Here is a 25,281-nt window from a genome sequence, read left to right on the forward strand (position 1 = left end):
ATAAAGAGTATCTATCCTTTGAAATAATCAGTAATTGATTATTTTAGTTATTCACTATGCTATAGACATTGCTTACCAGGTATCGTTTATACTATTGAAATGATAATGATTATCATTGCAATAGTATAAACGGTCTGTGCTCTTTTGTCAATAATATCCTTATAAAATCTTGTTCTCCTCTTAGATATTAGGTAGGGATGTAGATAAATTGCTAAGTTATTGGGAAAAAATCCATGGCAGTTTTGAAATATATCCATTTACCCCAACTATTTTACTTAGTATGATATGGAAAAGTATTGACTTTGGTTCTCATTATCAGGATGAAAAAAGGAGCCGATGGTATTATATGAAGAAGAAAAAAATGTCTAGGACGAATAAAAATCTACTCTATGCTCTTTTGAGTAGCAGTTTATTCTGGCATACGCCATTGGTTGCATACGCGGCAGAAGAACCAGTAACAACTGGGGAACAGGCTGCTGAGGAACAAGCTGCGGCAGAAAAAACAACCAAGGAACGGGATTTTACTCTGGAGGGAGTAGAAGTAACAGCTGATCGGGAGCAGAAGACGCTTCCACCAGTCTACGCTGGCGGCCAAGTGGCACGCGGGGGGCGCCTTGGTCTCTTGGGGAATAGGGACATTATGGATACGCCTTTCAATATTACCAGTTATACGTCGAAGTCCATCGAAGATCAGCAGGCACGTACCGTGGCCGATGTTTTGGTCAATGATCCATCAGTGCGTTTCACGACTTCCAGCGGCCATATGAACGAAAACTACTCTATTCGGGGGTTTGCCGTTACTGGCTGGGAATTGGGATTCAATGGTATGTATGGTCTAGCACCTTATGGTCATACACCAATCGAGTTCTTCGAGCGAGTGGAAGTTATTAAAGGTCCCAGTGCTTTACTCAATGGTATGCCCCCTAGTGGTGCTGTGGGCGGCTCGATCAACCTGGTTCCTAAACGTGCTGACGATCAGCCACTGACCCGCATCACTACAGACTACACTTCGGGTTCCAACTTCGGCACCCATCTGGATCTGGGACGGCGTTTCGGCGAAAATAAGGAATGGGGCATGCGATTTAATGGGGTTTTCCGAGATGGAGAAACCGGCGTTGATGACCAGTCGAAAAAAAGCGTCTTGGGGGCATTGGGACTGGACTACCGCGGCAAGCGATGGAGAGCCTCTCTCGATGCCTATAACACAGAAGAAAATAGCACCAATGGATCCCCAATGACGGTCAATTTTAAAAGTACTGTCACTTCTATCCCCGATGCTCCTAATGGCAGTACCAATGCCTTTCGTAATACCTTTGCCAAGCAAGATAATAAGGGGGTAGTATTTCACGGGGATTACAATATCAATGACAACCTGACTGCCTATGCCGGCGTGGGAACCCTGCGTTACGATTACGCAGGATTTATCAATTCAACGCACATGCTGAATGTAGATGCACTGGGTAATTCTGGTACGACCCAAAGTACGTATATAAAGGGTTACTCTGATACGGTGTCCACCGAAACAGGTTTGCGTGGCCATTTCAAAACCGGTGCAGTCGGCCATCAGGTAGTGTTGAGTGCGAACTCTCTGAAAATTAATAGTGGCACGAATAACACCCAAGTAGCGTATACCTCTAATATCTATAACCCTACATTACATGTGTTAGCTACTGAGCCAGCTTTTGTTCTTCAAACCGAAGATACTACGCTTTCTGGCATTGCCCTGGCAGACACGATGTCCTTTGAACAGGACAAATATTTGCTTACGCTAGGGGTACGCAATCAGCGAGTTCAAAGTAAAACTTATAATAATAAAACAGGTGCACTATTGACAGATTACGACAAAAGTGCTGTTACCCCAGCCATCGCCCTTGTTGTCAAACCGTGGAATGCACCGGTGTCCTTGTACGCCAACTACATCGAAGGCTTGAGCAAAGGGGCCGCTTATACCGACAGTGATGGTAATGTCTCTACCTTTGCCCCTTTCAAGAGTAAACAGATGGAAGCGGGTGTCAAATGGGATGCAGGTACTTTTGCCAATACCTTAAGTGTGTTTCAAATTACTAAACCGAGTGTAATCAAGGTCACTGATGCCAATAATGCCAGCAAATACACCTATAACGAGGATGGTGAACAGCGTAACCGTGGTGTCGAGTGGAATGTGTTTGGAGAAGTTGCACCACACCTCCGACTGCTGGGTGGAATGGCGTTTACTCGTGGTGTACAGACCCATACTTTAAACAGTGCCAACGATGGTAAAACGGCCTATGGTACGCCTAAGTGGCAAGGTAATTTGGGCTTCGAATGGGATACGTCAGGGGTGCCTGGCCTGACGCTGAATGCCCGTGCCGTGTACACCAGTTCCCAATATGCCAATTCTGCTAATACGCAGGAAATGCCAAGCTGGATCCGCTACGATATTGGTGCCCGCTATGCAACCAAGGTCAATGGCAAATCAGTAACATATCGCGCTAGTGTTGAAAACGTGTTTGATAAAAACTATTGGTCTGGTACTTTCACCGACGGCTATCTCACGATAGGCAGCGGGCGGACATTCAAATTGTCGGCTACCATTGATATTTAAAGGACAGTGTTGATGATGAACTCAAATCTGATAAATAACTATATGTGGCTAAAGGCCACACTACAAAGTCGTACCCAGCCAGTCCAAACCATCCTGCGCATTCTGGCAGGCGCATTCGGGGGTTATGGGTTAACTTACAGCGCCTTGGCAGCTTTGGCGTTACTGCTGCCTTGGCCTCGAGTCGAGGTGGTATTCTTTAGCGCTCTGTTTCCTAGCATTTTATGGTTGGGGGCGCTGCTATGGGCCTTTGCTGCCCCGACCGCCCAGCGTGCTTGGCGAGATTTGCTGGGAGTAACAACGATTTTTGGTATCCTGGCTCTAGCAGCTTGGGTTCATTCAAGGAGCATGTCTTAGTGATGAAATTAGCGATAAACAAAACTTTTACTCGGTCAATGAGTGAACTACATACTTGGGGTGGCTTGATTTTTGGCTGGCTACTATTCGCCATCTTTCTGACAGGTACGTTGGCAATATTCCAGGCTGAATTGACTCATTGGATGAGGCCGGAATTCAGGGCAAGTCAAGTGTTGCCTGGTCAGGCCCTTGCTGCAGCCGATAAAAAACTTCGTCAGTTTGCTCCCCATGCCGATAATTGGACCATCCATATGCCTCAGAAGAACTCTCCTGTACTGGATGTAAACTGGAAAAGGGGCAAGGTAACAACAGAGAGGCATTTAGATCCTCTGACGGGAGTGGTGCTCAAAGAACGCCAAACAGAAGGCGGCCATTTCTTTACTGATTTTCACTCTGAGTTACATAGCGGTAAGGCCGGATTATGGATAGTGAGCGCCGCCTCTCTCGTACTATTGGCGGCACTGGTGTCTGGGATTGTCATTCGCAAGCAGGTTTTTAAAGAATTTTTTCTTTTGCGCTGGCGCCGGACCTGGCTTCATGCTCATATTATGACAGGTGTATTCACGCTACCCTTTGTACTCTTAATTACCTATACGGGTTTGGTGCTGACCTTCATGGAAGTGATGCCGGTTGCAACCCACTTATTGTATGAAAATAAGGCAAAACTATGGACTGAAGTAGGATTGTTATCTGACCATACACGTGCGAATGTTCCTGCCACGATGCTGCCTTTAGCGCAGTTGTTACCTTTGGCCGAAGAACAATTTGGTAAGGGTAAGATTATTTTTGTTTTGGTGAAAAACCCGGGTGACCAGCAAGCCGAAGTCACCTTTATACGGAATATAGATGACCGGATTGCAGCCGTTGGTGACCGTATTTCTTTTAACGGAGTTACCGGTGAACTGCTCGGCATCCATACCAAGTGGGATCCTTATGTTTATACTGTTCGCTACTTGGCTGGATTGCATGTTGCTAGGTTTGGCGGTTATATCGTATCTTGGTTGTATTTTCTGTCTGGTTTAATGGGCTGCATTATGATCGCCGCCGGACTGGTGTTCTTTACAGTCAAACGTCGTAGCCGCTATGCCAAGAGTAGCAAGGCAGTCCAATATGTTTATCGCGCTGTTGAAGCATTGAATACTACTGCTGTTGCCGGCCTTATCATTGCTTGCGCCGCCTATTTGTGGGCCAATCGGCTTTTGCCTATCTCCATGCGGGAGCGGGGAGAGGCTGAAATAATCGTATTTTTTGGCGTATGGCTAATTATGCTGGTTCATGCCTTTCGGCGTTCACCGTTGGGAGCTTGGGTCGAACAATTGACAATCGCAGCAGGACTTTGCATAGGATTGCCAGTTATTAACGCGTTGACGACCCATGTCGGTCTAGTGCCGTCCATTTTACAGGGCGACTGGATGACTGCTGGCGTGGATTTGACGGCAATTGTGCTGGGAGCCTTGCTGGCCATTACGGCTTGGCGCGTCTCTGGTAAAAAAATAAATTTAATAAAAGGAGCAAACTCATGGAATTCATAAACCAAACCATATATTTATTTCACAAAGGCGGCCCGGTTATGTATCTCTTAGTGATCTGCTCGCTGTTTGTGGTGTCCATTGCTGTCGAACGGTTTTTGTATTATCGCAGTATTTCTGTTAACACCCAGACTTTTCAACAGAAGCTGCAGCCTTTGCTTGAGAAACAACGAATCAGTGAAGCCGCTCATTTCTGCGAACAAACTCCGGCTGCCATAGCTCGTATCGCACTGGCAGGTCTCATCGCCTCCCAACGGGGCAGCCAGGTTGAGAGCGCCCTAGAAAGCGCCGCCATGCTGGCAGCAGACCGCCTGCGGGAGCATCTCGACGATCTGAGCATGGTCGTTACCCTTGCCCCGTTACTTGGCCTCCTCGGTACCGTTATTGGCATGATCAATTCCTTCAGTGTATTCAATGCCCAGGCCGGTCAGCCCATGGCCATCACCGGTGGAGTCGGTGAAGCCTTAATTGCCACCGCCACTGGACTCAGTGTCGCAACCTTATCGTTGGTGCTGCACAGATATTTTTCCCGCAGGGTCAACCGCTTGATCACTGATATTGAGCAAACGGCAGCTCTAGTGGTCAGTTATGTGCTAATTAAGAAAACCGGACGGAGAGAATCCCATGAAATTGCGTAGTCTCCGTGTGGAAAATCAACCTGAGTTGATGATTATTCCGATGATTGACATTATCTTTTTTCTTTTGGTGTTCTTTATGATGAGTACTCTTTCTATGGTCCAACAGCAAACTATCCCCGTCAACCTGCCTCAGGTGACCACCGCCCAGCAGGATAAACCCAGCAGCATCAATATCACGGTGCTGGAAAATAGCAGCGTCATGTTTAACCAGGAAGAGATTCCTTTAACTTTATTAGCCAAGCGTGTAAATCTTGAGCTTGGCAAGCAGTCAGATACCGTTTTTATCCTGCGAGGCGACAAACAGGCGGCTTACGGTCAGGTAGTAGCTGTACTAGATGAGCTGAAACAAGCTGGCGCTCACCGGGTGACAGTGGCGGTGGAGAAAGGGAGGTAGTAACCATGACCTATGCCTATCACTGGCGTAAAGCCATGGTAATGTCTGTATGCCTACATATGTTTTTTATAATAGGGGCAGGTTATTTAGCTGCTGGTTGGACTGCCCCTTTACCAACAACGGAAGAAGTGATGTTGGAAATGGATCTAGTCAGTGATCTGGGTGAACGGCCTGAGAATAGCAATACTGTTCCAGAAACAGCCACACTGCCAGAAGCGCTAAAACCGATTTCAGCTGAAATGTCGCCGGTTATGCCAGTCGATACGGAGACTAAGGTTAGTGAGTCAGAGTCAGTGGTTACCACTAGCGAGTTGGCGATGACTGCGGCCGAAAATCCGACTACAACAAGGAGCCAATCATCTAATTCTGCCAGTACCACTACAGATAACAGTCCAGCTGCTGTTCCCATAGTGGGGGGAGGTTCTAGAAGCGGTATTGCCGCACCTCTCATCCTATCCAAATCCGACCCAGTCTATCCTTCAGCGGCCAGGCAGGCTGGTCTGGAAGGAACAGTAATACTGAAAATACAAATTCTAGCGAATGGCAGGCCTGGTGACATTGCTGTGGCTCGTTCCACTGGCCATGCGGTACTGGATGAAGCAGCAATAACGGCTGTTGAAAAATGGCGATTTGTACCGGCCAAAGACCGTACTAGTGGTAGGGCTATGGCATGTACCACCACTCTGCCTGTGTCATTTCACCTACATTAAAGATAAAATCCTAAGCTTCACTCTGAACTAGTGGTGAAGCTTAGGATTTTATCTTTAAGAGTGCCCTCAAATAGTAGCTTGACAGCACGTCCTTTCTAAAGGAAAATTAATTTGGAAGTAAAGAGATAAAAAAGAGGAGAGTTCATATGAAAATCAAAGAAATCAAGATTGGCAAAGTGAGCATCCCACTAAAAAAAATCTTCAAGACAGCACTGCGCGAAGTGCATTCAGCAGAAGACATTATTATTAAAGTAATAGCGGATACTGGTGAAGTTGGTTATGGTAATGCACCACCAACAGCAGTAATCACTGGCGATAGCCAAGATTCTGTTATTGCAGCAATACGAGATACGATTGGTCCTAAGATACTTGACATGGAAGTTGATAATCTAGAAAAAGTCCTGACGACAATTGAAGGAGCCATGTTACATAATCACTCAGCGAAGGCAGCCCTCGATATTGCCGTACATGATTTATTTGGAAAGTTATATGGGATTCCGCTTTATAAGTTATTTGGTGGCTATAAGAATACAATGACAACTGACCTTACTATTAGCGTAAATGCACCAGATGAAATGGTAAGGGATTCATTGGAAGCTATAGCAGAAGGATATAACGAGTTGAAACTAAAAGTAGGAACAGATGTCCAAATGGATATTAAAAGGGTCAAAGCAATTCGCCAAGCAGTTGGTTCCGAGGTTAAAATTCGCCTTGATGCCAACCAAGGCTGGTTACCGAAAGAAGCTGTACGCATTATTCGTAAGTTTGAAGATATGGATTTAGGTATTGAACTCATTGAGCAACCTGTAAAGGCCCATGATTTTGCAGGACTTAAATTTGTTACAGATAATGTAGAGACGAATATTATGGCAGATGAATCCTCTTTTGGGCCTTATGAAGTATTTACTCTTTTGAGTATGCGAGCTTGTGATCTTATCAATATAAAATTAATGAAGGCTGGCGGATTACATAATGCGGTCAAAATTGCGAATATCGCAGAAACCATGGGAGTACAATGTATGATGGGCTGCATGCTGGAAAGTAAAGTGGGAATAACAGCGGCTGCTAGCATTGCGGGTGGGAAGAAAATTATTACAAAAACTGATTTGGACGCAGCAGTATTATTAGCTGCAGATCCAGTAGTTGGTGGAGTTAGCTTTACTAAAAATCAGATTATTATCTCTGATGCCCCAGGTCTAGGAATTACAGATGTACATGGCTGGCAAGAGATACTTTAATGTAATTTTATCAATACATAATGCATTTTAAGTACACTAAAAAGCTTTAACCCAAACAAAGTTGGGTTAAAGCTTTTTACCATTGGATTTGTTAACCTCTGAATTCTATTGACTCTCCATCTAAGCCTTCAAATACCACTCTGCGCCAGCCTTCTTCTCTTGGTTCTCTTGCTCCCGTAGGATGGGGTTCGGTAGTAACTGGAATACCTGCATTTTTTAGGCGGGTGTAGTCAGCAGTAAAATTCTCACTCTCAAGACAAAAGTGAAAGCCTTGATTTGTGGGGCCTTTTGGCATATGTATCAATTCTAAAACGGTATCACCCAGTTTAAGGTATGCTATTTTTTCGATTGCTGGTACTGGTACATCGTGTTCATAATACTTCTTAAAACCAAAGTGTTCCTCGTAAAAATAGATTGATTTAGCAAGATCCTTAACAATAAAAGCTATATGGTCAATACGTTTAAACATAGACCTTCCTCCTAGTGATTTTATTATGATATTATACCAAGTGTCGCAGGTTCTAAACAAACTAGATTATAAATCGTGGGGACGGTTCTATTGAGTTAATCTTGATAGTGTGATAGAATATCGTGGGGTGATTAGGGAATGTCCAGGCAAGCGCGTCAAAAGAGTCAAAGCGGTATATATCACATTATTTTACGCGGGATTAACAAGCAAATACTATTTGAAGAAGAGGAAGATAAAGAAAAATTCATTGAGTGTTTGCGATTTTATAAAGAGAGTAGCAACTACATAATATATGGGTATTGCCTAATGGACAATCATATCCACTTACTTATTAAGGAAGGCAAAGAGTCCATTGGGAACACCATGAAGAGAATTGGTGTAAGCTATGTATCCTGGTATAATCGTAAATATGATAGAAGTGGTCATTTATTCCAAGATCGCTTTAAAAGTGAAGTAGTGGAAGATGATGAGTATTTACTGACCGTTTTACGCTATATTCATCAGAATCCATTAAAGTCGGGTAATGTAAAACAGTTAGAAAAATATAAGTGGAGTAGCTACGAGGAATATTTAAGTCAACCGAAGACCGTTGATACAGATCTTATATTAAAGATTTTTGCCTCGAAAAAAGAACAGGCAATGATCTATTTTAAAAACTTTATGAATGAGCAAAATGATGATACGTGCATTGATAGCATTGAGACGAAAAGAATGACGGATCAAGAGATAAAAGAACTAATAAAAGAATATGCAAATGTTAATTCACCTAGTGAGTTAAGAAATATGGATATACTGGCAAGAAATCAAGTAATAAGAAAAATAAAGGAAGTCGAAGGGGTATCTACTCGCCAAATAGCAAGGCTTATAGGAATTAGTCAAAGTATAGTCTCAAAAGCCTAAGTTGTAGAACAATGTGACGACTCGTTCTCTTTCTTATAGATTGAATTATTGTTGGATGATTCTAGCAGCAATAACATGAAACGGAGTAATAATTGTGGATTTGATATCAAGTAATATATTTCTTATTGTCTTATTCTCATCCTTTATTCAATCAATTACCGGATTCGGTTTTGCGGTTGTAGGTACGCCGTTGCTTTTATTTTTTATGGAACCAAAGCAGGTTGTTAGTTTGATGGTTTTTGGAGCTTTAATATTGAATCTTATGGTTATCTATAAAACGAGGGGAAAATCGGACCCCAAAGTCATATGGCCCATGTTCATAGCCAGCTTAATTGGTATTGTACCTGGAGTATATATATTGAAAGTAGTAGATCCTTCGAATCTAAAGCTCTGCATTGGGATGTTGATTTTATTGGTATCATTTTTTATGGCCTCGAATTATGTAATGACAATTAAGCGTGAGAAGCTGGCGACAGTTTTGGTTGGTATAGTAAGTGGTTTTATGGGGGGCGCAACCAGCTTAAGCGGACCACCCGTGGCCTTGTTTTTGATGAATCAACAACAAGACAAAGAAGCTTTTCGTGCCAATCTAGTTCGCTACTTTTGCCTTGGTAATATTGCTACTTTACTTGTAATGTATTTTATGGAGACAATGGAGCTAGGGGTGCTAAGGCAAGGTTTGTATGCAATTCCGGGAGTCTTATTAGGTGTATGGGTAGGGGAAAAGGCTTTTGCAAAGGTAAGTCCAAAACTTTTCAAATGGATTACATTAGGAGTAATATTTTTTTGCGGCACGATTAGTGTTACTAGTGAATTGATAAAAAGATAGATAAAACAAAGAAGAAATTGAAATCTAGCGACAGCCGTTTAGCTAATCAAGTAGATAAAAGTACGAAATCTAACAACCATTAATAAAGCTAGATTACTAGGATTTTTTTGCAGCATGAAGGTGGATGAACGGTCTGCGAGCATGATTCAGCTTGTAGATCTTTTTCGTGTGGTTAGAATGACATTATTCTAGCTAGAAAGACTTTTTATTAAAAAATTCGATTGTTTGTAAAGAACAATCGACAAATGGAATCTATTTTGCTATTATTAGTTTCGTAGAAATTTTAAAGCATAAAAAAGCAGTCTGAAATCAAGCCTTATAACGGGTAAATAATATAATAAACGAATATTGGCCTACCTCAATCTTACAATAATAATCTATTGCATTTATTTTATTTATTCTTGTCACAGTATTTGGATTGAGGTAGTTTATATAGATTATAATCAAGGTCAGAGTATTTACTTCTGGTACATCACATTCACAAAGAGGAGCTTTACAAAATGAAAATAGCCACTCCCTATTATCTTATTGATGAGAAAAAAATGTTGCGCAACTTAGAGATCATTCAGAAGGTGCGCCAGCTTTCCGGAGCTAAGTCAGTATTAGCACTGAAGTGTTTTTCAACTTGGTCTGTATTCGACCTAATGCAAGAGTATATGGATGGCACCACCTCTAGCTCTCTTTTTGAAGCACGCCTTGGGTTTGAAAAGTTTGGTAAAGAAACCCATGCTTATTGTGTAGGTTATTCAGAAGAGGATATCTTGGCCGTAACCCAATTTGCTGATAAAATCATTTTTAATTCAGTTTCACAATTAGACACATATTACGATGCTGCCAAAAAAGCAAAACTTGGTTTACGTGTCAATCCAGGCATTAGCCACTCACATTTTGATCTAGCTGATCCAGCACGTAAAAATTCGCGTCTAGGAGTAGTAGACAAGGATGAACTCAAAAAACAAATATCACGTCTTAGTGGTTTGATGTTTCATTATAATTGCGAAAATGATGATTTTGATGCCTTTTCTCAGCAACTTGATGCCATCGGTGACAATTATGGTGATATGCTCAAACAACTAGAATGGGTAAGCCTTGGAGGTGGATTATATTTCACCAAAGAAGGCTATCCTGTAGAAAAGTTTAGCCAAAAGTTGGCGGACTTTGCTGCTAAGTTTAATGTTCAAGTATATTTAGAACCAGGAGAAAGCGCAATTACTGGCTGCGCTGAACTGGTCACTAGTGTGGTCGATGTGGTGCATAACGAAATGGATATTGCCATTGTTGATGCTTCAGTCGAAGGTCATATGTTAGATTTGTTGATATATCGATTATCAGCCAAAATAGAAGAGAGTGATATGGGAAATCATAAATATATGATAGCTGGACGATCTTGTTTAGCAGGAGACGTTTTTGGCACCTATCACTTTAAGGAAAAATTAAAAATCGGTAGTGAAATTCGATTTGCTGACACGGCAGGATATACGATGGTCAAGAAGAATTGGTTTAATGGTCTTCAGATGCCATCCATTGCTGTACGTAGATTGGATGGAAAAGTAGAGGTTATCCGTAAATTTACTTATACAGATTTCATTAATAGTTTATCATAAAATTTTTTTTGACAAGTAAGGGAGGCAAAAATGAAAAAAAATGTTTTAATTGTAGGTGCTGGGGGAGTGGCTCATGTAGTTGCTCATAAATGCGCGATGAACAACGATGTCTTGGGAGATATATGCATAGCTTCTCGGACCCAGCAAAAATGTGAGGCAATAATTGAAAGCATATTGCGCAAAAATAGCTTAAAAGATGTGACCAAGAAACTATATTCACGAGAAGTGGATGCGATGGATATTCCGTCTTTAGTAACTTTAATCAAAGAAACTAAGTCCGAGATTGTCATCAATGTGGGGCAATCCTATATCAACATGTCCGTTTTGGAAGCTTGCATAGAAGCTGGCGTAGTATATATGGATACAGCAATCCATGAGGATCCAGATAAAGTTTGCGAAAATCCACCTTGGTATGCCAATCATGAATGGAAACGCAAAGAACGTTGTGCTGAAAAAGGAATTACTGCAATTTTAGGTATTGGTTTTGATCCTGGCGTAGTAAATGCATGGTGTGCTTTGGCGCAAAAGGAATATTTCGACACCATCGACACCATTGATATATTAGATGTAAATGCTGGCAGTCATGGTAAGTATTTTGCTACTAATTTTGACCCTGAGATTAACTTTCGGGAGTTTAAGAAAGTATGGACATGGATTGAACGGAAATGGGTGTTGCAAGATGTTCACTCTATAAAAGTAGACTATGATTTTCCCGTAGTAGGAGAATGTCCAGTATACCTAACTGGACATGATGAATTACATTCTTTGTCTAAAAATATCGATGCTAATTCGATTCGCTTTTGGATGGGATTTGGCGAACATTATTTGAATGTATTTTCTGTTTTGACTAATATTGGACTTACCTCTGAAAAACCAGTAGAAATAGCAGAGGGTGTAGAGATTGCACCCCTTAAGGTATTAAAGGCCTTATTACCAGATCCATCCTCCCTAGCACCTGGCTATACTGGTAAAACTTGTATCGGTAATTTTATCAAAGGTACAAAGGATAATCAAAAAAGAGAAATCTTCATCTATAATACTTGTGATCATGCTGAATGCTACGAGGAAGTAGAGTCCCAAGCAATTAGTTATACCGCAGGTGTACCACCAGTAGCGGCAGCAATTTTGGTAGCCCGTGGTGAATGGGATGTAAACCATATGGTGAATGTTGAAGAATTGGATCCAAGACCTTTTATTGACCTGTTAAATACAATGGGGTTACCTACAGAAGTTGTTGAAAATCCAATTACCTTTACATCACCAGTCATTGAATCATTAGAGTAGTTTATCCGATGACTAAACCGCTCCAAGACTCCATCTTCATCTCGTTAACAGCCTGTAATATCCTGCCCTCTGGTTAGGATAACAGTCTGTAAAACTCGAAGTAAGTTCGCTCTAAGGATCTTCGAATCCAAGGCTCACTTATATAAGTGGGAGTTAAGAGCGGCTAAGTCCCTGGATAAGAAGGGCTAAGATTCAGATGGAGTTAAAACTCCATCTGAATCAAGTCTTCTTTATAATGATAGAATAAAACTTCTTGTGGATATCAAATAGATATCCACAAGAAGTTTTTTAATTTATTTGGTAATTGAAGGGACGGTTTCGCTGGGTTAGAGAAACTCAATAGAACCGTCCCCTTGAGTTTCAATAGCTTTGTAAGTGGCTCCTGGTGTTTTATCAATTTACTCTTTATAACGGAATTGATTGATGATATCCTCTGAAATAATAAGTTTGATTCCTGGAGCCCATGTAGGGAGTACGGTAACAGGTAAGGGAATTCCTAAGATTTGACCAAGGGTATTAAAGACAGAATTACTATTTTTTTTATGGAAATGTTGCCACCAATTTGGATAATGTAACTGTAATGCATTGATTGCAGGTATTGCATTTATGGCTGCTTGCCATCTTTGTCTGATCGCAGCTTCAGAGGCGGTAGCGCAAACTACTGTTGGTTGGTTTGGTTGCAATGACCAAACAATGGTCGCATCTTGGATTGCCAGTAATAGGTCATGGGAATTCCCGATTGCTCTGCTTTCTCCTGTTTCTGGGTCAACTGCCAGGCCGTGAAGTTGATCAAGGATAATATGGTTATTGTCAGTTAATACCCAAAAATTATGTGAAAAGGGAGTAAAGGGGATTTCGAAGGCACGTGCTTCGATACTCCACGAATGTAAGAGTTTTCTCATTACGATATTTTCATCTTCTTTCTATACATTATATGGCGATCTTGCGTGCTCTTAGTAATAGTATACTCATAAATTACATGTAAATAATCTTTACTAAGGGAATGAAAGGATGTTATAGGGAGATAATAATAAATACTAAGACGTTAGGGGGGAAAACATGGCGACAATTGAGCAAGCAATTGAAAGGATAAAGGCACTTGAATGTCCCACGGGGGATGTTAAGGATCGGGTTAGAAAGATTCTTACTGATTACAAAGTTGCTAGTAAAAGTGAGATTATGGTTACGAGGGAGCATAGTCTCGATAAGAAGGGCGCAAGGGGCTATAACGCTAAAATATCCGGTGAAGGAGAAACTGATATTGTGGTTTTGGCGTTATCGGGAAGAGATGATTATGTGGCAAAGGTAATGGATGTTTATATAAGTTAAAGCATATTTTTAAAAAATTAAAGTATGCCATCTAATTTGAGTGTAGCTGAGGGGAAGTAGGAACGAACATCATTCAATCGAGAAAGGCTGCGTTATAGCCTTTACGATTATTTCTTTATTATAATATATTCAAAGAGTCATTTGTTGCTACCTGCTCTTTATGAAATCGCATTAACGAAAAGCTCTACCAAGTAACAGTTGGTAAAGCTTTTCGTTTTTTAGTATGGAAAACAAATTTGATGATTGTTTTTTGATTTTAAAGGGATACTAGCTAATGGACATCTAGAGCCTTAATCCTTTAGGGACTCTAAGATATATTCGTATAAAGGAAGGTGAGGCAACAGATGGATGGACGCGGACCAGCGATTATATCTACAGAAGATTTATGGTTAATCATTATAGCTGCAGCGATGGGAACAATGGCAAGAATACTGGCACTAAAGGTTGATTATAAGCAATATCCTTCCTATCCAAATGGATATCTCATTCACATAGTATTGGCATTTATTGCGGCAGCAATTGGAGCAGTTGCTATTCCTGCAATCAAATCGAATAACTATACTGCAGTTACCTTCCTCGCGTTGGCAGTTCAACATTTTCGTGATGTGAGAAAGACTGAAAGAGAAAGCTTGAAAAGCCTAGAGCAAACGGAATATACGCCTAGAGGGGATGCTTATATTGATGGAATCTCCAAGACTTTTGAGGCAAGAAATTACTTTGCGCTAGTTGTTTCATTAGTCTCAGCTGCTTCCATGGAAATAGTTGCAACTTATCATGTACCTATCATATGGCAGGTGCTTGTCGGTATTGTTGTAGGGAGCATTGTATATCAGTTGATCAGTAGATTTTCCAAAGGGAATAGTGTAGGGGATGTGGCTTCGGTTCGTTTCGCCGAAATAAAGGTAGAAGGGTCTGTGATTTCAGTAGAAGGTATTTTTGTCACAAATCTTGCAGGTACAGAAATTGCTCAGAAGATGATATCTGAGGAAGGCGTGGCCGTTGTCATTGAAGCAAATCAAAAACATGCCACCATTGCTCTTCATAATTTTGGACAAAGGCAGGCAATATTGTTTGAGGCTACGCGAACATTAGGGGCTAAAAGATATAATTTCACGAGAAAAGATTATGAAACAGGAAAAGTGATTCTTTTATTTGTACCAATTGTCAAAGATAATGATAAATTACTTAAAGTGATTAAGAACACTCCATTATTGGAGTCAGTAAAAAAGAGTCATGCCGTTTTACGATCAAAGGTAACGGAGGATTGAGTTATGTCAAATGAAAGTGCACAGAGGCAGACGGCTTCCATTGTTGCAGCCGTTACCCTTAGCCATCATAAAGTTCCAGGATCAGGTGAGGCATTTTTAGTGGAGGCGAAGGATGAGGAGGAACAGAAAAGGGTGACAAGTGACATTGCAAAGGCTGTTAAGGGGGATGTAGCAGAGCTGAGTAATGGCATCTATTTAATACTAAAAAGTTAATGCTGGGAGAATTTTTTGGGTAGGCTCTGATTATTTAATCCAGAGCCTATTTCTTATTTGTAAGTGCTACTTTTTTAAAAACATCCTCATGGGAAAGGGGGTCTTTAATTTCTTTTCCAAAAGATGTCTGACAATGGATGTGTGATTCTTGCCCCTTATTACCTGCTAGATGTTTTTCTATGGCTTCGAGGCGATGGAGTAATTCTTGATACTCACACCCTCCGATGGCTTGCAATTCGTCCCTTAGTAAAAAACCAAACTGTCCATTCGCCTCAATTGTCGCCCACTTTATATCGGCAATTTTAGCAATACTTGCTTGTCGAAGCTCCATCTCTAATTGTTGAATTGTCATGCGAACTCGTTTTAAGTTTTCTCTTTTCACTTCACCATTTTCAATAAGTACCACAGGTTCTCCGGTAAAAAGTTTTCTTACAATAGGAAACTTAATCTCGGAATACTCAATTGCTATAAGGGTTGCCACGGAAATTGCAACTAATGTAAAAGTGTCAATGAGCTCAACTCCTCCGACAAGGGGCTCAATCAAAACCGTACCAACCGCCAACATAACAACAGTTTGGGCCACTGTCATTTGTGATAATGATTTACGACCAGCAATACGCAGAATTAGTGTTCCATAAATTATAGTAACTATGGTTTTCCAACCAAGGGAAAAATCCAATTCAATCACCCCGATAAGCATTTTCGATACAATACTTTGACCTCTTAAGTAATAGATCTCTATCCGTTACTATTACCATTTTCCTACTCGGATACCCATCTAATCATTAAAAAGTTCAAAGCGTTCCTATCGGATTTCTTTAGGCATATATTATCCGAGATAGCTGTCTCTATAGAAGATAAAAGGCGATTAGGCAAACATTCTTAAAGGCAGGCTAAATCTTTATAAGAAAGGACAGATAATATGCTGCCTAAGATTATGACGGTTTGCGGACCGATTACACCCGAGGAGCTTGGACTCACTTCTATGCATGAACATGTTCTTTCAGACTGTTCCATGTTTCGCCATCGAACTAGGAAGAGTTGTTTTGTTCCAAGTCGTCACAGCATAAGAGCAGAAGATAAGTTAACACTAGAGAATCGTTCGGCTCTAAGGCATGACATCGTACTATCCTTAGATAATATGTTACTAGACGATGAGATGATAATGGCAGCGGAAGTGGCCGATTTTAAAGCGAGTGGTGGTGACTCAATTCTTGAGGTGAGTGCCCCTGGCATTCGAAGTTCACCTGATGATCTGATTGCTATTAGGCGTATAGCAGAGCGTACCGGAGTTCACATTGTGGCTTCTACAGGTTTATATGCAGAAGATACTTGGCCATTCATTTACCGAGATATGGCTTTCGAGCAGTATGTTGGATTTTTACGACAGGAAATCACCCAAGGCATTGGCGATACAGGGATTTTGCCTGGTCATATTAAAGCTGCCTACGAAAAACCTACTAAACAGCTGGATATCTATTTGTCGGCAGCAGCCTTCGTTTCCAAGGAAACAGGCCTATCATTACAGGTTCATCTAGGTGCGGATGTAATGCCCGATGAAGTGCGGGATCATGTGTTACCACCTCTTTACCGAGGAGGTTGTATTCCAGAAAGGACTATTTTATGTCACGTTCAGTTCTTGATGGGCGCTTTGTCCATTAAAGAGTTGGTAACTAACCCGGGCTATGTGCCCTTTGATATTAGCCTACTTAGAGAATTACTTGCTAGTGGTTTCATTCTTTCTTTTACCCCTCTAGGGTTTGAGGCAGATAATGAGCCTTTAGGTTTTGCCCATTATCCGGATTGGTACACATTAGCTGGAATGGTAGCGCTGATTCAGGATGGTTACGCAGGACAATTAGTCATCGGAAATGATGTGTTTACGAAGTTAGCTACCCGCAGGGGTGGGGGAGAAGGGTATCGACGCCTTACCGACTTTGTAATTCCTGCATTGAAAAAATGCGGTGTCTCAGACAATGACATCCATAAAATCATTATAGAAAATCCAGCTAGGATTCTCGCATTTTGACCTATTATTGTACTCAATAAACAAAAAGACCTGAACTCGTATGAGTCAGGTCTCTTTTGTTATGATAGAAAGTAAATGATTTTGTTAAAAAGGATGAGAAAAATGATGAACCACAGAGGCGCAGAGAACGCTGAGTGGGATTTTATAACTCTATCTATTTTCTCTGTGTCCTCTGCACCTCTGCGGTTCAAATCCTTTACGCCCTTCGTATCCAATGTTTTCTTTGTGCTCTCTGTGTCTTTGTGGTTCAAAAATTCGTTATCCCCCAAGTCCCCAAAGGAATTTATATATTTCGTGTCCTTCATATTCTTCATGTCTTCGTGTTTAAAATGCTTTTTCTCAATATGCACAAGGCGTGTTAAGGTTTTTCTTACTAAAGAAGATCATGATAGAAGTGCTCAGAGAGAGATGTTATGGGAGAGGGAATTCCAAGTGGATACTATTAAGAGGTGCACCCAATAAAGTTTCTATCAGCTTGCCAGCAATTTTCAATTTGTTTTTCACGACGATCGGATCCGCTTCATGACCAAATTCCGAGGGAGAAGTGGCTTCTAATAAGGAACCCATAATACCCGCGAAAAAAGAAAAGGTTTCTTCCATATGTACAACATGGGTCAGCCCTTCCTGATTACCTTGTTCTAGAATGCGCCGTAAAAGGGGGGTAGTAATGATTAGCATTTGCCGCCATAGTTTGTTGATCAATTCCCCTTGTTTTTCCTTATACAGTATTTTACCAATCAAGCCAGGCTCATCATAATAGCATAGCTTGTAAAAAAGATTAAAAAATAATTGTAACTTTGCCAAAACTGTATCATCTTCTAAGTAAAAGGACTGGACTTCGGCCACCATATTGGCTACGTGACGAGCAAAGATTGCTTCTAAGATGGCCTCTTTTGAAGCAAAATAGTAATAAAAAGTTCCCTGGGCTACACCCACTTTCTTCACGATAGCACTTACCGTAGTTTGTTGATATCCTGTCAAAATAAATAGTTCTTGTGCTGCATCTAGCAGTTCAGCCTGGCGAATCTCTGGATCTTTTGTAATTCTAGAAATATAGAGCACCTCACTTTTACCTAACTGACACAAGTCAGTAGTATTGTAAATAAGATTTTCGTTGTTGTCAATAGTTGGATGTTTTAGTATGGTGAAGGAAAATTAGTGGAAGTGGTTAGGATACAATGATTTTGCGATTTTTTCTATCGCATCAATGGTACGTACTCCACCGTTGTTAACAGTGAAGAAGGGTAAGTTGATGATACTTCCTGTTCGAATGGCTCTCATACTCTGTAGTTCTTTGATTTTTTGCAGACTTTCTATAGCTTCTTTATCCGTCATATCTTTTGTACTATCCTCTCTACTGGAGGAGACCACTAAAATAAAATCAGGATCAAAGCCCAAAACCTTTTCTGCTCCGACAAAGGAAGCCGGATCTTGACAGAGGTTTATACCACCAGCAAGAGTAATCATATGGCTAATCAGATAGTGATTGTCATACAAAGAGAAAGTACCATTCAGGTGATCTTGTAATACGAGGACTGTTTTCTTCTGCTTGATATCTTTGACAGATTTCTCTACACTGGCTACACGCATTTTTGCTTGCCCGATATATTCATCTGCTTTCATTTGTATATTAAAGATGCTGCCAAGATCGGAAATAGAGGCATAAACTGTATTTTCTAGTGTAGGCTTGGTTTTAGTTAACGTACTTTGCAAGATAAAGGTGGCAACGTCTCTGTTTTGCCAAGTTTTTACCTCACCTAAGCCGTGAGAAGTAAATTGATGGGCCCAACCAATAAGCATGTCGGGCTGCATTTCGACTAGTTCCTCTTGGGATGGGTCGTATTGGGCCTTGAGAATATTAAGTTTAGCATACTTTGCAGCTAAACGATCTAAGGTCGCTCCATATGGGGCTACAGTTGATAGTATATGATCTTCTAGACCTAGTTCTAACATAAGCTCCGTTGCACCAGGATGGGTAATGATGACTCTTTCTGGTGCTTTTTTATAGGTATAGGAAACTTCCTTTTCATTTGTATCATAATTGGCAATCGTAAGGGGATAGTAAGAGCCATTTGATTGGGCAGCTGTCGGTTGTGATGCAGGAGGGGGAGTTGTCTTTAGCGGACTGCAAGCAGCAAGGGACAATGCTAGGAGCAACCATAGAAAGACAAGGAGTAGGTTACCTTTGATTTTTTTCATGATAAATCTCCTTACAGCGAAGAGACAAACTGGCAATCAGGATAGTAAGTGATTGCTAAATAGCCAGTATCAGGATTTTCTTTGATATCACATTCTATTTCATATACTTCACGGACAAGCTTTGGTGTAAGGATTTTGTTAGGTGCCCCGCTTGTTATTAGTTGTCCATCTTTCATTACATACAATTTACTACAGTACATTGCTGCGAGACTAAGGTCATGTAAGGCAGCTAAGACGCCAATGCCTAATGACTTTACAATAGAAAGAATCTGTAATTGATACTTAATATCGAGGTGATTCGTTGGTTCATCCAATACCAGTAGTTTTGGTTGTTGAGCCAAGGCGCGGGCAAGTATAATACGTTGTTTCTCCCCACCGGACAAGGTTGAAAAATTGCGGTTTACTTGGTTTTCCATACCCACTTTTCGAATGGCTTCTAGAGCAATTTCATAATCTTCCGGTTTATCCGCACCAAGTAAGCTTTTGTGGGGAGTGCGTCCCATCATGACCATTTCAAAAACGGTAAAGTCAAAACTCATACTATTAAATTGTCCTACGACCCCCATTTTTTTTGCCGATTCCGATAATTTTACGTTTTTGAGATTCTGTCCATCAAAAAGGATAGTGCCATTAGTCGGTTCTATGATTCGATAAATGGTGCGCAATAAGGTTGACTTGCCGCTGCCGTTAGGTCCGATAATCCCGACAAACTCGCCTCTTTCCACAGACATAGAGACATCTTGGATAATCTGTTTATCACCAAGTTCTATATTGATATTGTTTAGTGCTAGATCCATCATGTACCTCCTACTTACTTCCAAAATCAAAAGAATGTTTAAAAAGAATATACATAAAAAAAGGCGCGCCAATTAGGGATGTGATAATACCGATGGGCAATTCGCCACTTTTTAAGAGGACGCGGGCCAATACATCAGCCCAAGTCAGAAAAATGCCTCCAACCAGGATGGTACCGGGCATTAAACGTCTGTGATCCGGTCCTACCAAGCCCCGGACTATATGGGGAATGACTAATCCAACAAAACCGAAGATACCACAAGTAGAAACGATGAGCCCAGTGGTTAAGGCTGTAAGCAATAAATAAATTCGGCGGATTTTTACTAAATTAACTCCTAAGGTAATCGCAGCTTCCTCGCCAAGGAGCAAGGTATTGAGCATACGAGATTGAAAAAGAAAAAATAAACAGCAAAGACCAACACCTATGGCTGGCAAGGCCAGATTATCCCATTTGGCAGCAGCAAGTGAGCCCATCGTCCAAAAAGTGACGGTACGCATACCTTCTGCATTGCTCGACATGTAAATAATAAAGTTGGAGAGGGCTATAAATAAAGCACTGGCAATGGCACCGGATAAGACCATTTTGACCGTAGACATTTGACTGCCGATACCCGATAATACCAAAACAAAGAAGGAAGCACCCAATGCGCCTAAAAAAGCCCAAAATGCCGTGCCAAAACCAAAGAATATTTCTGAGGTACCGCCAATTAAAATGGAAAAAGTAGCACCTAAGGCAGCGCCAGCGGAAATACCTAAGATAGAAGGCTCGGCCAAAGGGTTTTGAACAGTAGCTTGCATTACTGTGCCACACATGGCCAAACCAGCACCAAGAATAACAGACATTAAAACCCGGGGTAAACGAATCTGCCATATGATATCCATATGAGAGGGAGATACTTGACTGATAAAATCGCCTACATTATAGTTAAACATTTTATATAGTAGGATGCGATAGGATTCTTCTGGGGCAATTTGTACCGTTCCTAAAGAAACTGCCAGTAAGATGGAAAGTAAAGTGGCGGCACTTAGGGTTATCATTAATAGTATAAAATTTCTTCTTTTTTTGACAATGGTTTCATATTGAAGGGGTTGTCGTGGTTTTAATTGCGTCATGTAAATGTGAATCTCCTACATATTTTTTTGTTTGTAAATCTAGCACCCCTTAAGATGACTATTGGGAAAAAAGTTCTCAATACTCATTTTAAGGGGTGCCCCTATATAAAAAAGGTACGATTTAGCCATCAATGTAAACGGAAAGAAATTGGTAAAGTCGTATAACATGATATAGCAAGGCCGCTATCACGATCTTTGGCGGGAGCAAAACGCCACTCTCTTAAAGCTGCTATAGCCGCATCATCTAGAATTTCATGTCCCGAGGAACGAGAGATGGAGATATTGCCTGCACGGCCAGTCTCTAAAATTTGTACCTTAAGAACAACGGTACCTTCTAGGCCTCCTTGCCGTGCCGATTGAGGATAAGATGGATCTGCCTTACTTAAAATGCTGGGCGGGATAATGCCTCCTGATTTTCCTTTACTACCTGAACTGGGACCACTACTGCTACTAGGAGTAGTGGCTTCAGAGGAACCAGTTGCTTCTTCACTACCGCTAGTATTGCCGAGGGGAGAGGCATCCGTTGTCACCATAGACAAAGCAGACGTAGATACGCTAGGAGTTGGTGTGGAGGCCGGCTGTTCCGTTTTAGCAAGGGACGGATTCGAAGGCGACAAAGGCGTAGGCGCTATTGACCTATTTGTTATAACAGAATCCCTAGCAGTTTCTTGAGATTCATTCATTAACTCTAATTCTACATATTGTTCTGGAGGTAATGGTGTAGCTAACAATTGGGCTGATAAATAACCGGCACCTGCAAAAAAGAAAATATGGCAGAAAAAAGAGACTATGACGGCTCTTCGCCAGCGTAGATGATATGCCATTTTCTACCTTCCTTTCTGTTCTGTAGCCACAGACACTTTATGGGCACCTGCTTGCTTTAATTCATCTAATACAGTAATCACCTTGCCGTATTCTACTTGTTTATCTGCGCGCAGTACGAAGACGTTGTCTGGTTGTTTCAGTAATTCTATGCCAACCCGTTTTGCAAGTAGAGGCAGTGGAATTTCTTCTTGATCAAATAGGATTTGCCCATTTTGCATTACCGTGACGTTGACAGTTCTGGGGATCTCTTGCTTAACTGCTGAAGCCTGGGGTAAATTCACAGGAATGGTATGTTGCTCTACCATAGATAAGGTGCTAATCATAAAGAAAACTAGGAGAAAGAAAATAATATCAATCATAGGGATAATCATCAATTCTGGTTGATTTTCTACCCGTAAACTACGCAATTTCATGATTTTCTCTCCGCACTGTTTTTTTAGCTAATAAGTAATTAATGGTTGTTGCGCACACCTGTTCCATGTCAGTAACAAACTTATCCAAACGATGACAAAAGTAAGTATGAGCAAGTAACGCCATAACGGCAACAATTAAACCTGTAGCAGTCGCAATCAATGCTTCGCCTACACCACCAGTAATTGCCATAGGTTGACCTGCCTGCAAATTAAATACGCTAAAGGAATTGATCATACCAATTACCGTACCTAATAGTCCAAATAGGGGGGAGAGAGTAACGATGGCACTAAGAAAATTCAAAGATTCTCGCAATCTTGCAGCAGATAATTGCGCTGCGCTTTCTAACGCATTTTCTACATTACTGCCTCGTTGAAATGCTTTTAATCCTTCTAATGCTACTTGGCTCACTACTTTTGGCATCTTTTCGCATAATTGTATTGCTTCCGTAGTGCGTTGCCGTTCCAGTAAAGGTTGCAGTTTGGTAAGAAAGGTTTGGGTATCCGTAGAGACACTCTTATAATATAAAAAACGCTCCATTGCAATGGTGATTACAGCAAATGAACATACTACAAGGAGGTACATAACGGGACCACCCTTGTGAAATAGACTTAGACATTGTGATAAAAATTCCATGATTGATATCTCCTTTAGTTTTTATTGAATGGATGAAAATGGTGATGTACTGCCAACTTGCAATAAGCTAGCAGTACATCTTTTATTAGGCAAGGTGGTTCTTGGATTGCCACCTCTTGTGTCTACTTAGATTACATGCGGTGTTCTACACCCAGGTAGAAGTTTCGTCCTGGCATTGGATAGGTCCCAGGATCACCGTAGCCATTGGAAGAGCTTAACTCATAAGCCCTATTCGTTAAGTTATAGCCTTTGAGGTAAACACGGGTTTCAGGAGTGATTTTATAGTTGGCTATCAGATCAAGAGTTACATAGGATTTAGATGTATACTCTTTCAAACTGCGGCCTGTTGCACTCCGTAGTGTAAGACTGGCATCCCACTTATCTTGATCGTACTGTACATTCAAACGATAACCATTTGGTTGACTATTACGGTCATAGTTCACAAAATCGGTTGATGTACTGTCCTTAATTTCAGTCTTAGAGTAAGTGTAACCGACTCCTACGTTCCATTGAGGTGATAATTGACGCGTCAGATTTAGGTCCAGTCCTTGTCTTTTTTCATTACTAACATTATAGTAGTAGCCAGGATCAGGTAGAGGCCAAAAACCTTTCCATTCTAGAGCATTTTTGAGGCGACTGCTGTAAATACTGGCTTGCAGTTTTGTCCCATCTCCTAGTTTGGTATTGACACCTAGAGTAGTTGTAGTTCCTTCTTCCGGTTTAAGATTTGGATTGCCAATCCAGTATTGGGTATTGCTAAAAAGTTCTGCGATTGTAGGATTTTTTACATATTGTCCCCACGAAGCATAGACATTAGTAGTAGGGTTTAGTTCTCGATTTACCGTAATACGTGAGCTATAATTATCGCCAACGATACTATGATCGTCATAGCGCGTCCCGGCGGTCACCGACCAGTTATTCGCTAATAGCCAACGATTTTCTAGGAAGAGTGCTTTATTTGTATAGCCTTTATTAATGGATGCTTTGTCATCGATATGTTCTTCACGCCAATCTACACCACCAGTTAGAGTATGACCTTTGCTAAGTTGCCAGTTTTCTTGCCAATTAAAGCCGTTAGCATAAAGATTAGCGACGGAGTTTAAGGACTTAAAATATTCTTGTTCGGATGTGTTGCGATATACACGGAAGAAATTTTCAGCTCCCTTGTACTGCCCATAATGGTAAGTTAGTGCAACGTTATTATCTACTATCTTACGGTAACCACCTGGGTATTGGAAAAGAGGGTTTCCATTTGGATTACCAAAGCCAGATTCATCATCTCCATGTTCTACATCTAGAGAAAGAGAATTTCCATTGCTGAGTTCTTTATCTAACTTCATCGTCATATATTCTTGATCAACCTGACTATCCCGACTAGTCTCCGTTTTACCGGTTTTGGCATTCTTATATTCAAAATTATTCCGTTTTTTCTTTTCTGCTGTAATCAGATAACCAAATCCATTTTCTTTGCCTTCGGTAGTCAGGCTATAGTGGCGTAAGCCCCAACTGCCAAATTCGGATGAAATTGAAGTACTGGCGGTTTTTGCTTTGCGAGTAATGATATTAATAATGCCTCCGACAGCGTCACTACCATATAAAGAAGAAGCAGGGCCACGGACAATTTCAATACGCTCAATATTCTTTACGGGTAAGACATCGAGATTTACTCCAGCATGGCTGTTTCCACTTATAACAAGGTGATCCCAATTCATTCTGCGACCATCTACTAGGATTAATACACGATCATCTCCATTGAGAACGGGGACGGTATTATTGCCATTTGTTCGTAGGTCAACATTACTTTTGCTTAGTATATCAGGCACGCTAGTGAAGCCGCCTTTTTCAATTTCTTCCTGGGTGATGACGGTGACATTGGCTGCAACCTCTGACATTTTTACGGGCATGCGGTTGGCAGTTACTACATATTCAT

General features: G+C 41.1%; 25 protein-coding genes. 14 read left to right on the forward strand and 11 right to left on the reverse strand.

The window, feature by feature from the left end; translation table 11 throughout:
- The first annotated feature begins 208 nt into the window (after positions 1 to 208).
- The 6 genes from UFO1_RS01600 to UFO1_RS01630 all read left to right on the forward strand — a co-directional run bounded on the left by UFO1_RS01600 (position 209) and on the right by UFO1_RS01630 (position 7,447).
- Positions 209 to 2,584, forward strand: coding sequence for a TonB-dependent receptor (locus tag UFO1_RS01600; RefSeq protein ID WP_371256634.1), 2,376 nt, complete (start codon positions 209 to 211; stop codon positions 2,582 to 2,584).
- A 356-nt stretch (positions 2,585 to 2,940) separates the two neighbouring features.
- Positions 2,941 to 4,470, forward strand: a complete 1,530-nt coding sequence (locus UFO1_RS01610) for a PepSY domain-containing protein (RefSeq protein ID WP_038667069.1) — start codon at positions 2,941 to 2,943, stop codon at positions 4,468 to 4,470.
- Entirely contained in the window at positions 4,458 to 5,105 is a 648-nt protein-coding gene (locus tag UFO1_RS01615) for a MotA/TolQ/ExbB proton channel family protein (protein WP_038667071.1), read from the forward strand. The genes UFO1_RS01610 and UFO1_RS01615 overlap by 13 nt, the downstream gene beginning before the upstream one ends.
- On the forward strand, positions 5,092 to 5,499 hold the full coding sequence (locus UFO1_RS01620) for a biopolymer transporter ExbD (protein ID WP_038667074.1): 408 nt from the start codon (positions 5,092 to 5,094) through the stop codon (positions 5,497 to 5,499). Before UFO1_RS01615 ends, UFO1_RS01620 begins: the two co-directional genes overlap by 14 nt.
- 5 nt (positions 5,500 to 5,504) lie before the next feature.
- Positions 5,505 to 6,209 (forward strand): energy transducer TonB, encoded by a 705-nt coding sequence (locus tag UFO1_RS01625; protein ID WP_038667077.1) that lies wholly within the window; start codon positions 5,505 to 5,507, stop codon positions 6,207 to 6,209.
- A gap of 146 nt (positions 6,210 to 6,355) precedes the next feature.
- Entirely contained in the window at positions 6,356 to 7,447 is a 1,092-nt protein-coding gene (locus UFO1_RS01630; protein WP_038667081.1) for a dipeptide epimerase, read from the forward strand.
- A gap of 91 nt (positions 7,448 to 7,538) precedes the next feature.
- Here the strand turns inward: UFO1_RS01630 and UFO1_RS01635 are convergent, their stop codons facing one another.
- Positions 7,539 to 7,916, reverse strand: a complete 378-nt coding sequence (locus tag UFO1_RS01635; protein WP_038667083.1) for a VOC family protein — start codon at positions 7,914 to 7,916, stop codon at positions 7,539 to 7,541.
- Between the two features lie 138 nt (positions 7,917 to 8,054).
- Between UFO1_RS01635 and UFO1_RS01640 the strand changes: the two genes are divergently transcribed.
- From UFO1_RS01640 to UFO1_RS01655, 4 genes are all read left to right on the forward strand, one after another.
- Positions 8,055 to 8,816: a transposase gene (locus UFO1_RS01640; RefSeq protein ID WP_038667086.1), complete on the forward strand. Its 762-nt coding sequence runs from the start codon at positions 8,055 to 8,057 to the stop codon at positions 8,814 to 8,816.
- 94 nt (positions 8,817 to 8,910) lie between these two features.
- On the forward strand, positions 8,911 to 9,645 hold the full coding sequence (locus tag UFO1_RS01645) for a sulfite exporter TauE/SafE family protein (RefSeq protein ID WP_038667090.1): 735 nt from the start codon (positions 8,911 to 8,913) through the stop codon (positions 9,643 to 9,645).
- Positions 9,646 to 10,145: 500 nt separating this feature from the next.
- Positions 10,146 to 11,249 (forward strand): carboxynorspermidine decarboxylase, encoded by a 1,104-nt coding sequence (gene nspC, locus UFO1_RS01650; RefSeq protein WP_038667093.1) that lies wholly within the window; start codon positions 10,146 to 10,148, stop codon positions 11,247 to 11,249.
- Between the two features lie 30 nt (positions 11,250 to 11,279).
- Positions 11,280 to 12,533: a saccharopine dehydrogenase family protein gene (locus UFO1_RS01655; protein ID WP_038667094.1), complete on the forward strand. Its 1,254-nt coding sequence runs from the start codon at positions 11,280 to 11,282 to the stop codon at positions 12,531 to 12,533.
- A gap of 398 nt (positions 12,534 to 12,931) precedes the next feature.
- On the opposite strand, the gene UFO1_RS01660 is transcribed toward UFO1_RS01655, so the two are convergent.
- Positions 12,932 to 13,435, reverse strand: a complete 504-nt coding sequence (locus tag UFO1_RS01660) for a hypothetical protein (RefSeq protein WP_038667097.1) — start codon at positions 13,433 to 13,435, stop codon at positions 12,932 to 12,934.
- Positions 13,436 to 13,592: 157 nt separating this feature from the next.
- On the opposite strand from UFO1_RS01660, the gene UFO1_RS01665 reads away from it, so the two are divergent.
- The 3 genes from UFO1_RS01665 (at position 13,593) to UFO1_RS01675 (ending at position 15,343) form a co-directional block, all read left to right on the forward strand.
- The gene (locus UFO1_RS01665) at positions 13,593 to 13,862 is read left to right on the forward strand and encodes a hypothetical protein (RefSeq protein ID WP_038667100.1); all 270 of its coding nucleotides are present in this window, start codon (positions 13,593 to 13,595) and stop codon (positions 13,860 to 13,862) included.
- 344 nt (positions 13,863 to 14,206) lie between these two features.
- On the forward strand, positions 14,207 to 15,130 hold the full coding sequence (locus tag UFO1_RS01670) for a YIEGIA domain-containing protein (protein ID WP_038667103.1): 924 nt from the start codon (positions 14,207 to 14,209) through the stop codon (positions 15,128 to 15,130).
- A 3-nt stretch (positions 15,131 to 15,133) separates the two neighbouring features.
- The gene (locus tag UFO1_RS01675; RefSeq protein WP_038667107.1) at positions 15,134 to 15,343 is read left to right on the forward strand and encodes a hypothetical protein; all 210 of its coding nucleotides are present in this window, start codon (positions 15,134 to 15,136) and stop codon (positions 15,341 to 15,343) included.
- A gap of 46 nt (positions 15,344 to 15,389) precedes the next feature.
- Here UFO1_RS01675 and UFO1_RS01680 read toward each other — a convergent pair whose 3' ends face one another.
- Complete coding sequence (locus tag UFO1_RS01680) at positions 15,390 to 16,031, reverse strand: DUF421 domain-containing protein (RefSeq protein ID WP_144390920.1); 642 nt, start codon at positions 16,029 to 16,031, stop codon at positions 15,390 to 15,392.
- Positions 16,032 to 16,265: 234 nt separating this feature from the next.
- Between UFO1_RS01680 and UFO1_RS01685 the strand changes: the two genes are divergently transcribed.
- Positions 16,266 to 17,372 carry a phosphotriesterase gene (locus UFO1_RS01685; RefSeq protein ID WP_038667116.1) on the forward strand — a complete coding sequence of 369 codons (1,107 nt, stop codon included), beginning with the start codon at positions 16,266 to 16,268 and terminating at the stop codon, positions 17,370 to 17,372.
- Between the two features lie 411 nt (positions 17,373 to 17,783).
- Here the strand turns inward: UFO1_RS01685 and UFO1_RS01695 are convergent, their stop codons facing one another.
- From UFO1_RS01695 to UFO1_RS01730, 8 genes are all read right to left on the reverse strand, one after another.
- Entirely contained in the window at positions 17,784 to 18,434 is a 651-nt protein-coding gene (locus tag UFO1_RS01695; RefSeq protein WP_236639309.1) for a TetR/AcrR family transcriptional regulator, read from the reverse strand.
- Between the two features lie 93 nt (positions 18,435 to 18,527).
- A complete protein-coding gene (locus tag UFO1_RS01700) occupies positions 18,528 to 19,571 on the reverse strand; it encodes an ABC transporter substrate-binding protein (RefSeq protein WP_038667120.1) in 1,044 nt (347 codons plus the stop codon).
- 11 nt (positions 19,572 to 19,582) lie between these two features.
- Positions 19,583 to 20,368, reverse strand: a complete 786-nt coding sequence (locus tag UFO1_RS01705; RefSeq protein WP_038667125.1) for an ABC transporter ATP-binding protein — start codon at positions 20,366 to 20,368, stop codon at positions 19,583 to 19,585.
- Positions 20,369 to 20,378: 10 nt separating this feature from the next.
- Complete coding sequence (locus UFO1_RS01710; protein ID WP_371256720.1) at positions 20,379 to 21,404, reverse strand: FecCD family ABC transporter permease; 1,026 nt, start codon at positions 21,402 to 21,404, stop codon at positions 20,379 to 20,381.
- Positions 21,405 to 21,607: 203 nt separating this feature from the next.
- Positions 21,608 to 22,303: an energy transducer TonB gene (locus UFO1_RS01715; protein ID WP_038667131.1), complete on the reverse strand. Its 696-nt coding sequence runs from the start codon at positions 22,301 to 22,303 to the stop codon at positions 21,608 to 21,610.
- A 3-nt stretch (positions 22,304 to 22,306) separates the two neighbouring features.
- Entirely contained in the window at positions 22,307 to 22,717 is a 411-nt protein-coding gene (locus UFO1_RS01720; protein ID WP_038667134.1) for a biopolymer transporter ExbD, read from the reverse strand.
- A complete protein-coding gene (locus UFO1_RS01725; protein ID WP_038667137.1) occupies positions 22,704 to 23,351 on the reverse strand; it encodes a MotA/TolQ/ExbB proton channel family protein in 648 nt (215 codons plus the stop codon). The genes UFO1_RS01720 and UFO1_RS01725 overlap by 14 nt, the downstream gene beginning before the upstream one ends.
- Positions 23,352 to 23,482: 131 nt before the next feature.
- Positions 23,483 to 25,255, reverse strand: coding sequence for a TonB-dependent receptor (locus tag UFO1_RS01730; RefSeq protein ID WP_038674832.1), 1,773 nt, complete (start codon positions 25,253 to 25,255; stop codon positions 23,483 to 23,485).
- Between the last annotated feature and the right edge of the window lie 26 nt (positions 25,256 to 25,281).

Origin of the sequence: Pelosinus sp. UFO1, from assembly GCF_000725345.1 — a bacterium.
In the GTDB taxonomy this organism is placed as follows: Bacteria; Bacillota; Negativicutes; order DSM-13327; family DSM-13327; genus Pelosinus.

Coding starts and splice junctions, on each gene's coding strand:
- UFO1_RS01665 (WP_038667100.1), top strand. CDS start 13,593: ATGGCGACAATTGAGCAAGCAATTGAAAGGATAAAGGCACTTGAATGT.
- UFO1_RS01655 (WP_038667094.1), top strand. CDS start 11,280: ATGAAAAAAAATGTTTTAATTGTAGGTGCTGGGGGAGTGGCTCATGTA.
- UFO1_RS01715 (WP_038667131.1), bottom strand. CDS start 22,303: ATGGCATATCATCTACGCTGGCGAAGAGCCGTCATAGTCTCTTTTTTC.
- UFO1_RS01720 (WP_038667134.1), bottom strand. CDS start 22,717: ATGAAATTGCGTAGTTTACGGGTAGAAAATCAACCAGAATTGATGATT.
- UFO1_RS01670 (WP_038667103.1), top strand. CDS start 14,207: ATGGATGGACGCGGACCAGCGATTATATCTACAGAAGATTTATGGTTA.
- UFO1_RS01640 (WP_038667086.1), top strand. CDS start 8,055: ATGTCCAGGCAAGCGCGTCAAAAGAGTCAAAGCGGTATATATCACATT.
- UFO1_RS01705 (WP_038667125.1), bottom strand. CDS start 20,368: ATGGATCTAGCACTAAACAATATCAATATAGAACTTGGTGATAAACAG.
- UFO1_RS01710 (WP_371256720.1), bottom strand. CDS start 21,404: ATGATAACCCTAAGTGCCGCCACTTTACTTTCCATCTTACTGGCAGTT.
- UFO1_RS01620 (WP_038667074.1), top strand. CDS start 5,092: ATGAAATTGCGTAGTCTCCGTGTGGAAAATCAACCTGAGTTGATGATT.
- UFO1_RS01725 (WP_038667137.1), bottom strand. CDS start 23,351: ATGGAATTTTTATCACAATGTCTAAGTCTATTTCACAAGGGTGGTCCC.
- UFO1_RS01615 (WP_038667071.1), top strand. CDS start 4,458: ATGGAATTCATAAACCAAACCATATATTTATTTCACAAAGGCGGCCCG.
- UFO1_RS01685 (WP_038667116.1), top strand. CDS start 16,266: ATGCTGCCTAAGATTATGACGGTTTGCGGACCGATTACACCCGAGGAG.
- UFO1_RS01660 (WP_038667097.1), bottom strand. CDS start 13,435: ATGAGAAAACTCTTACATTCGTGGAGTATCGAAGCACGTGCCTTCGAA.
- nspC (WP_038667093.1), top strand. CDS start 10,146: ATGAAAATAGCCACTCCCTATTATCTTATTGATGAGAAAAAAATGTTG.
- UFO1_RS01635 (WP_038667083.1), bottom strand. CDS start 7,916: ATGTTTAAACGTATTGACCATATAGCTTTTATTGTTAAGGATCTTGCT.
- UFO1_RS01675 (WP_038667107.1), top strand. CDS start 15,134: ATGTCAAATGAAAGTGCACAGAGGCAGACGGCTTCCATTGTTGCAGCC.
- UFO1_RS01625 (WP_038667077.1), top strand. CDS start 5,505: ATGACCTATGCCTATCACTGGCGTAAAGCCATGGTAATGTCTGTATGC.
- UFO1_RS01700 (WP_038667120.1), bottom strand. CDS start 19,571: ATGAAAAAAATCAAAGGTAACCTACTCCTTGTCTTTCTATGGTTGCTC.
- UFO1_RS01610 (WP_038667069.1), top strand. CDS start 2,941: ATGAAATTAGCGATAAACAAAACTTTTACTCGGTCAATGAGTGAACTA.
- UFO1_RS01730 (WP_038674832.1), bottom strand. CDS start 25,255: ATGCCCGTAAAAATGTCAGAGGTTGCAGCCAATGTCACCGTCATCACC.
- UFO1_RS01630 (WP_038667081.1), top strand. CDS start 6,356: ATGAAAATCAAAGAAATCAAGATTGGCAAAGTGAGCATCCCACTAAAA.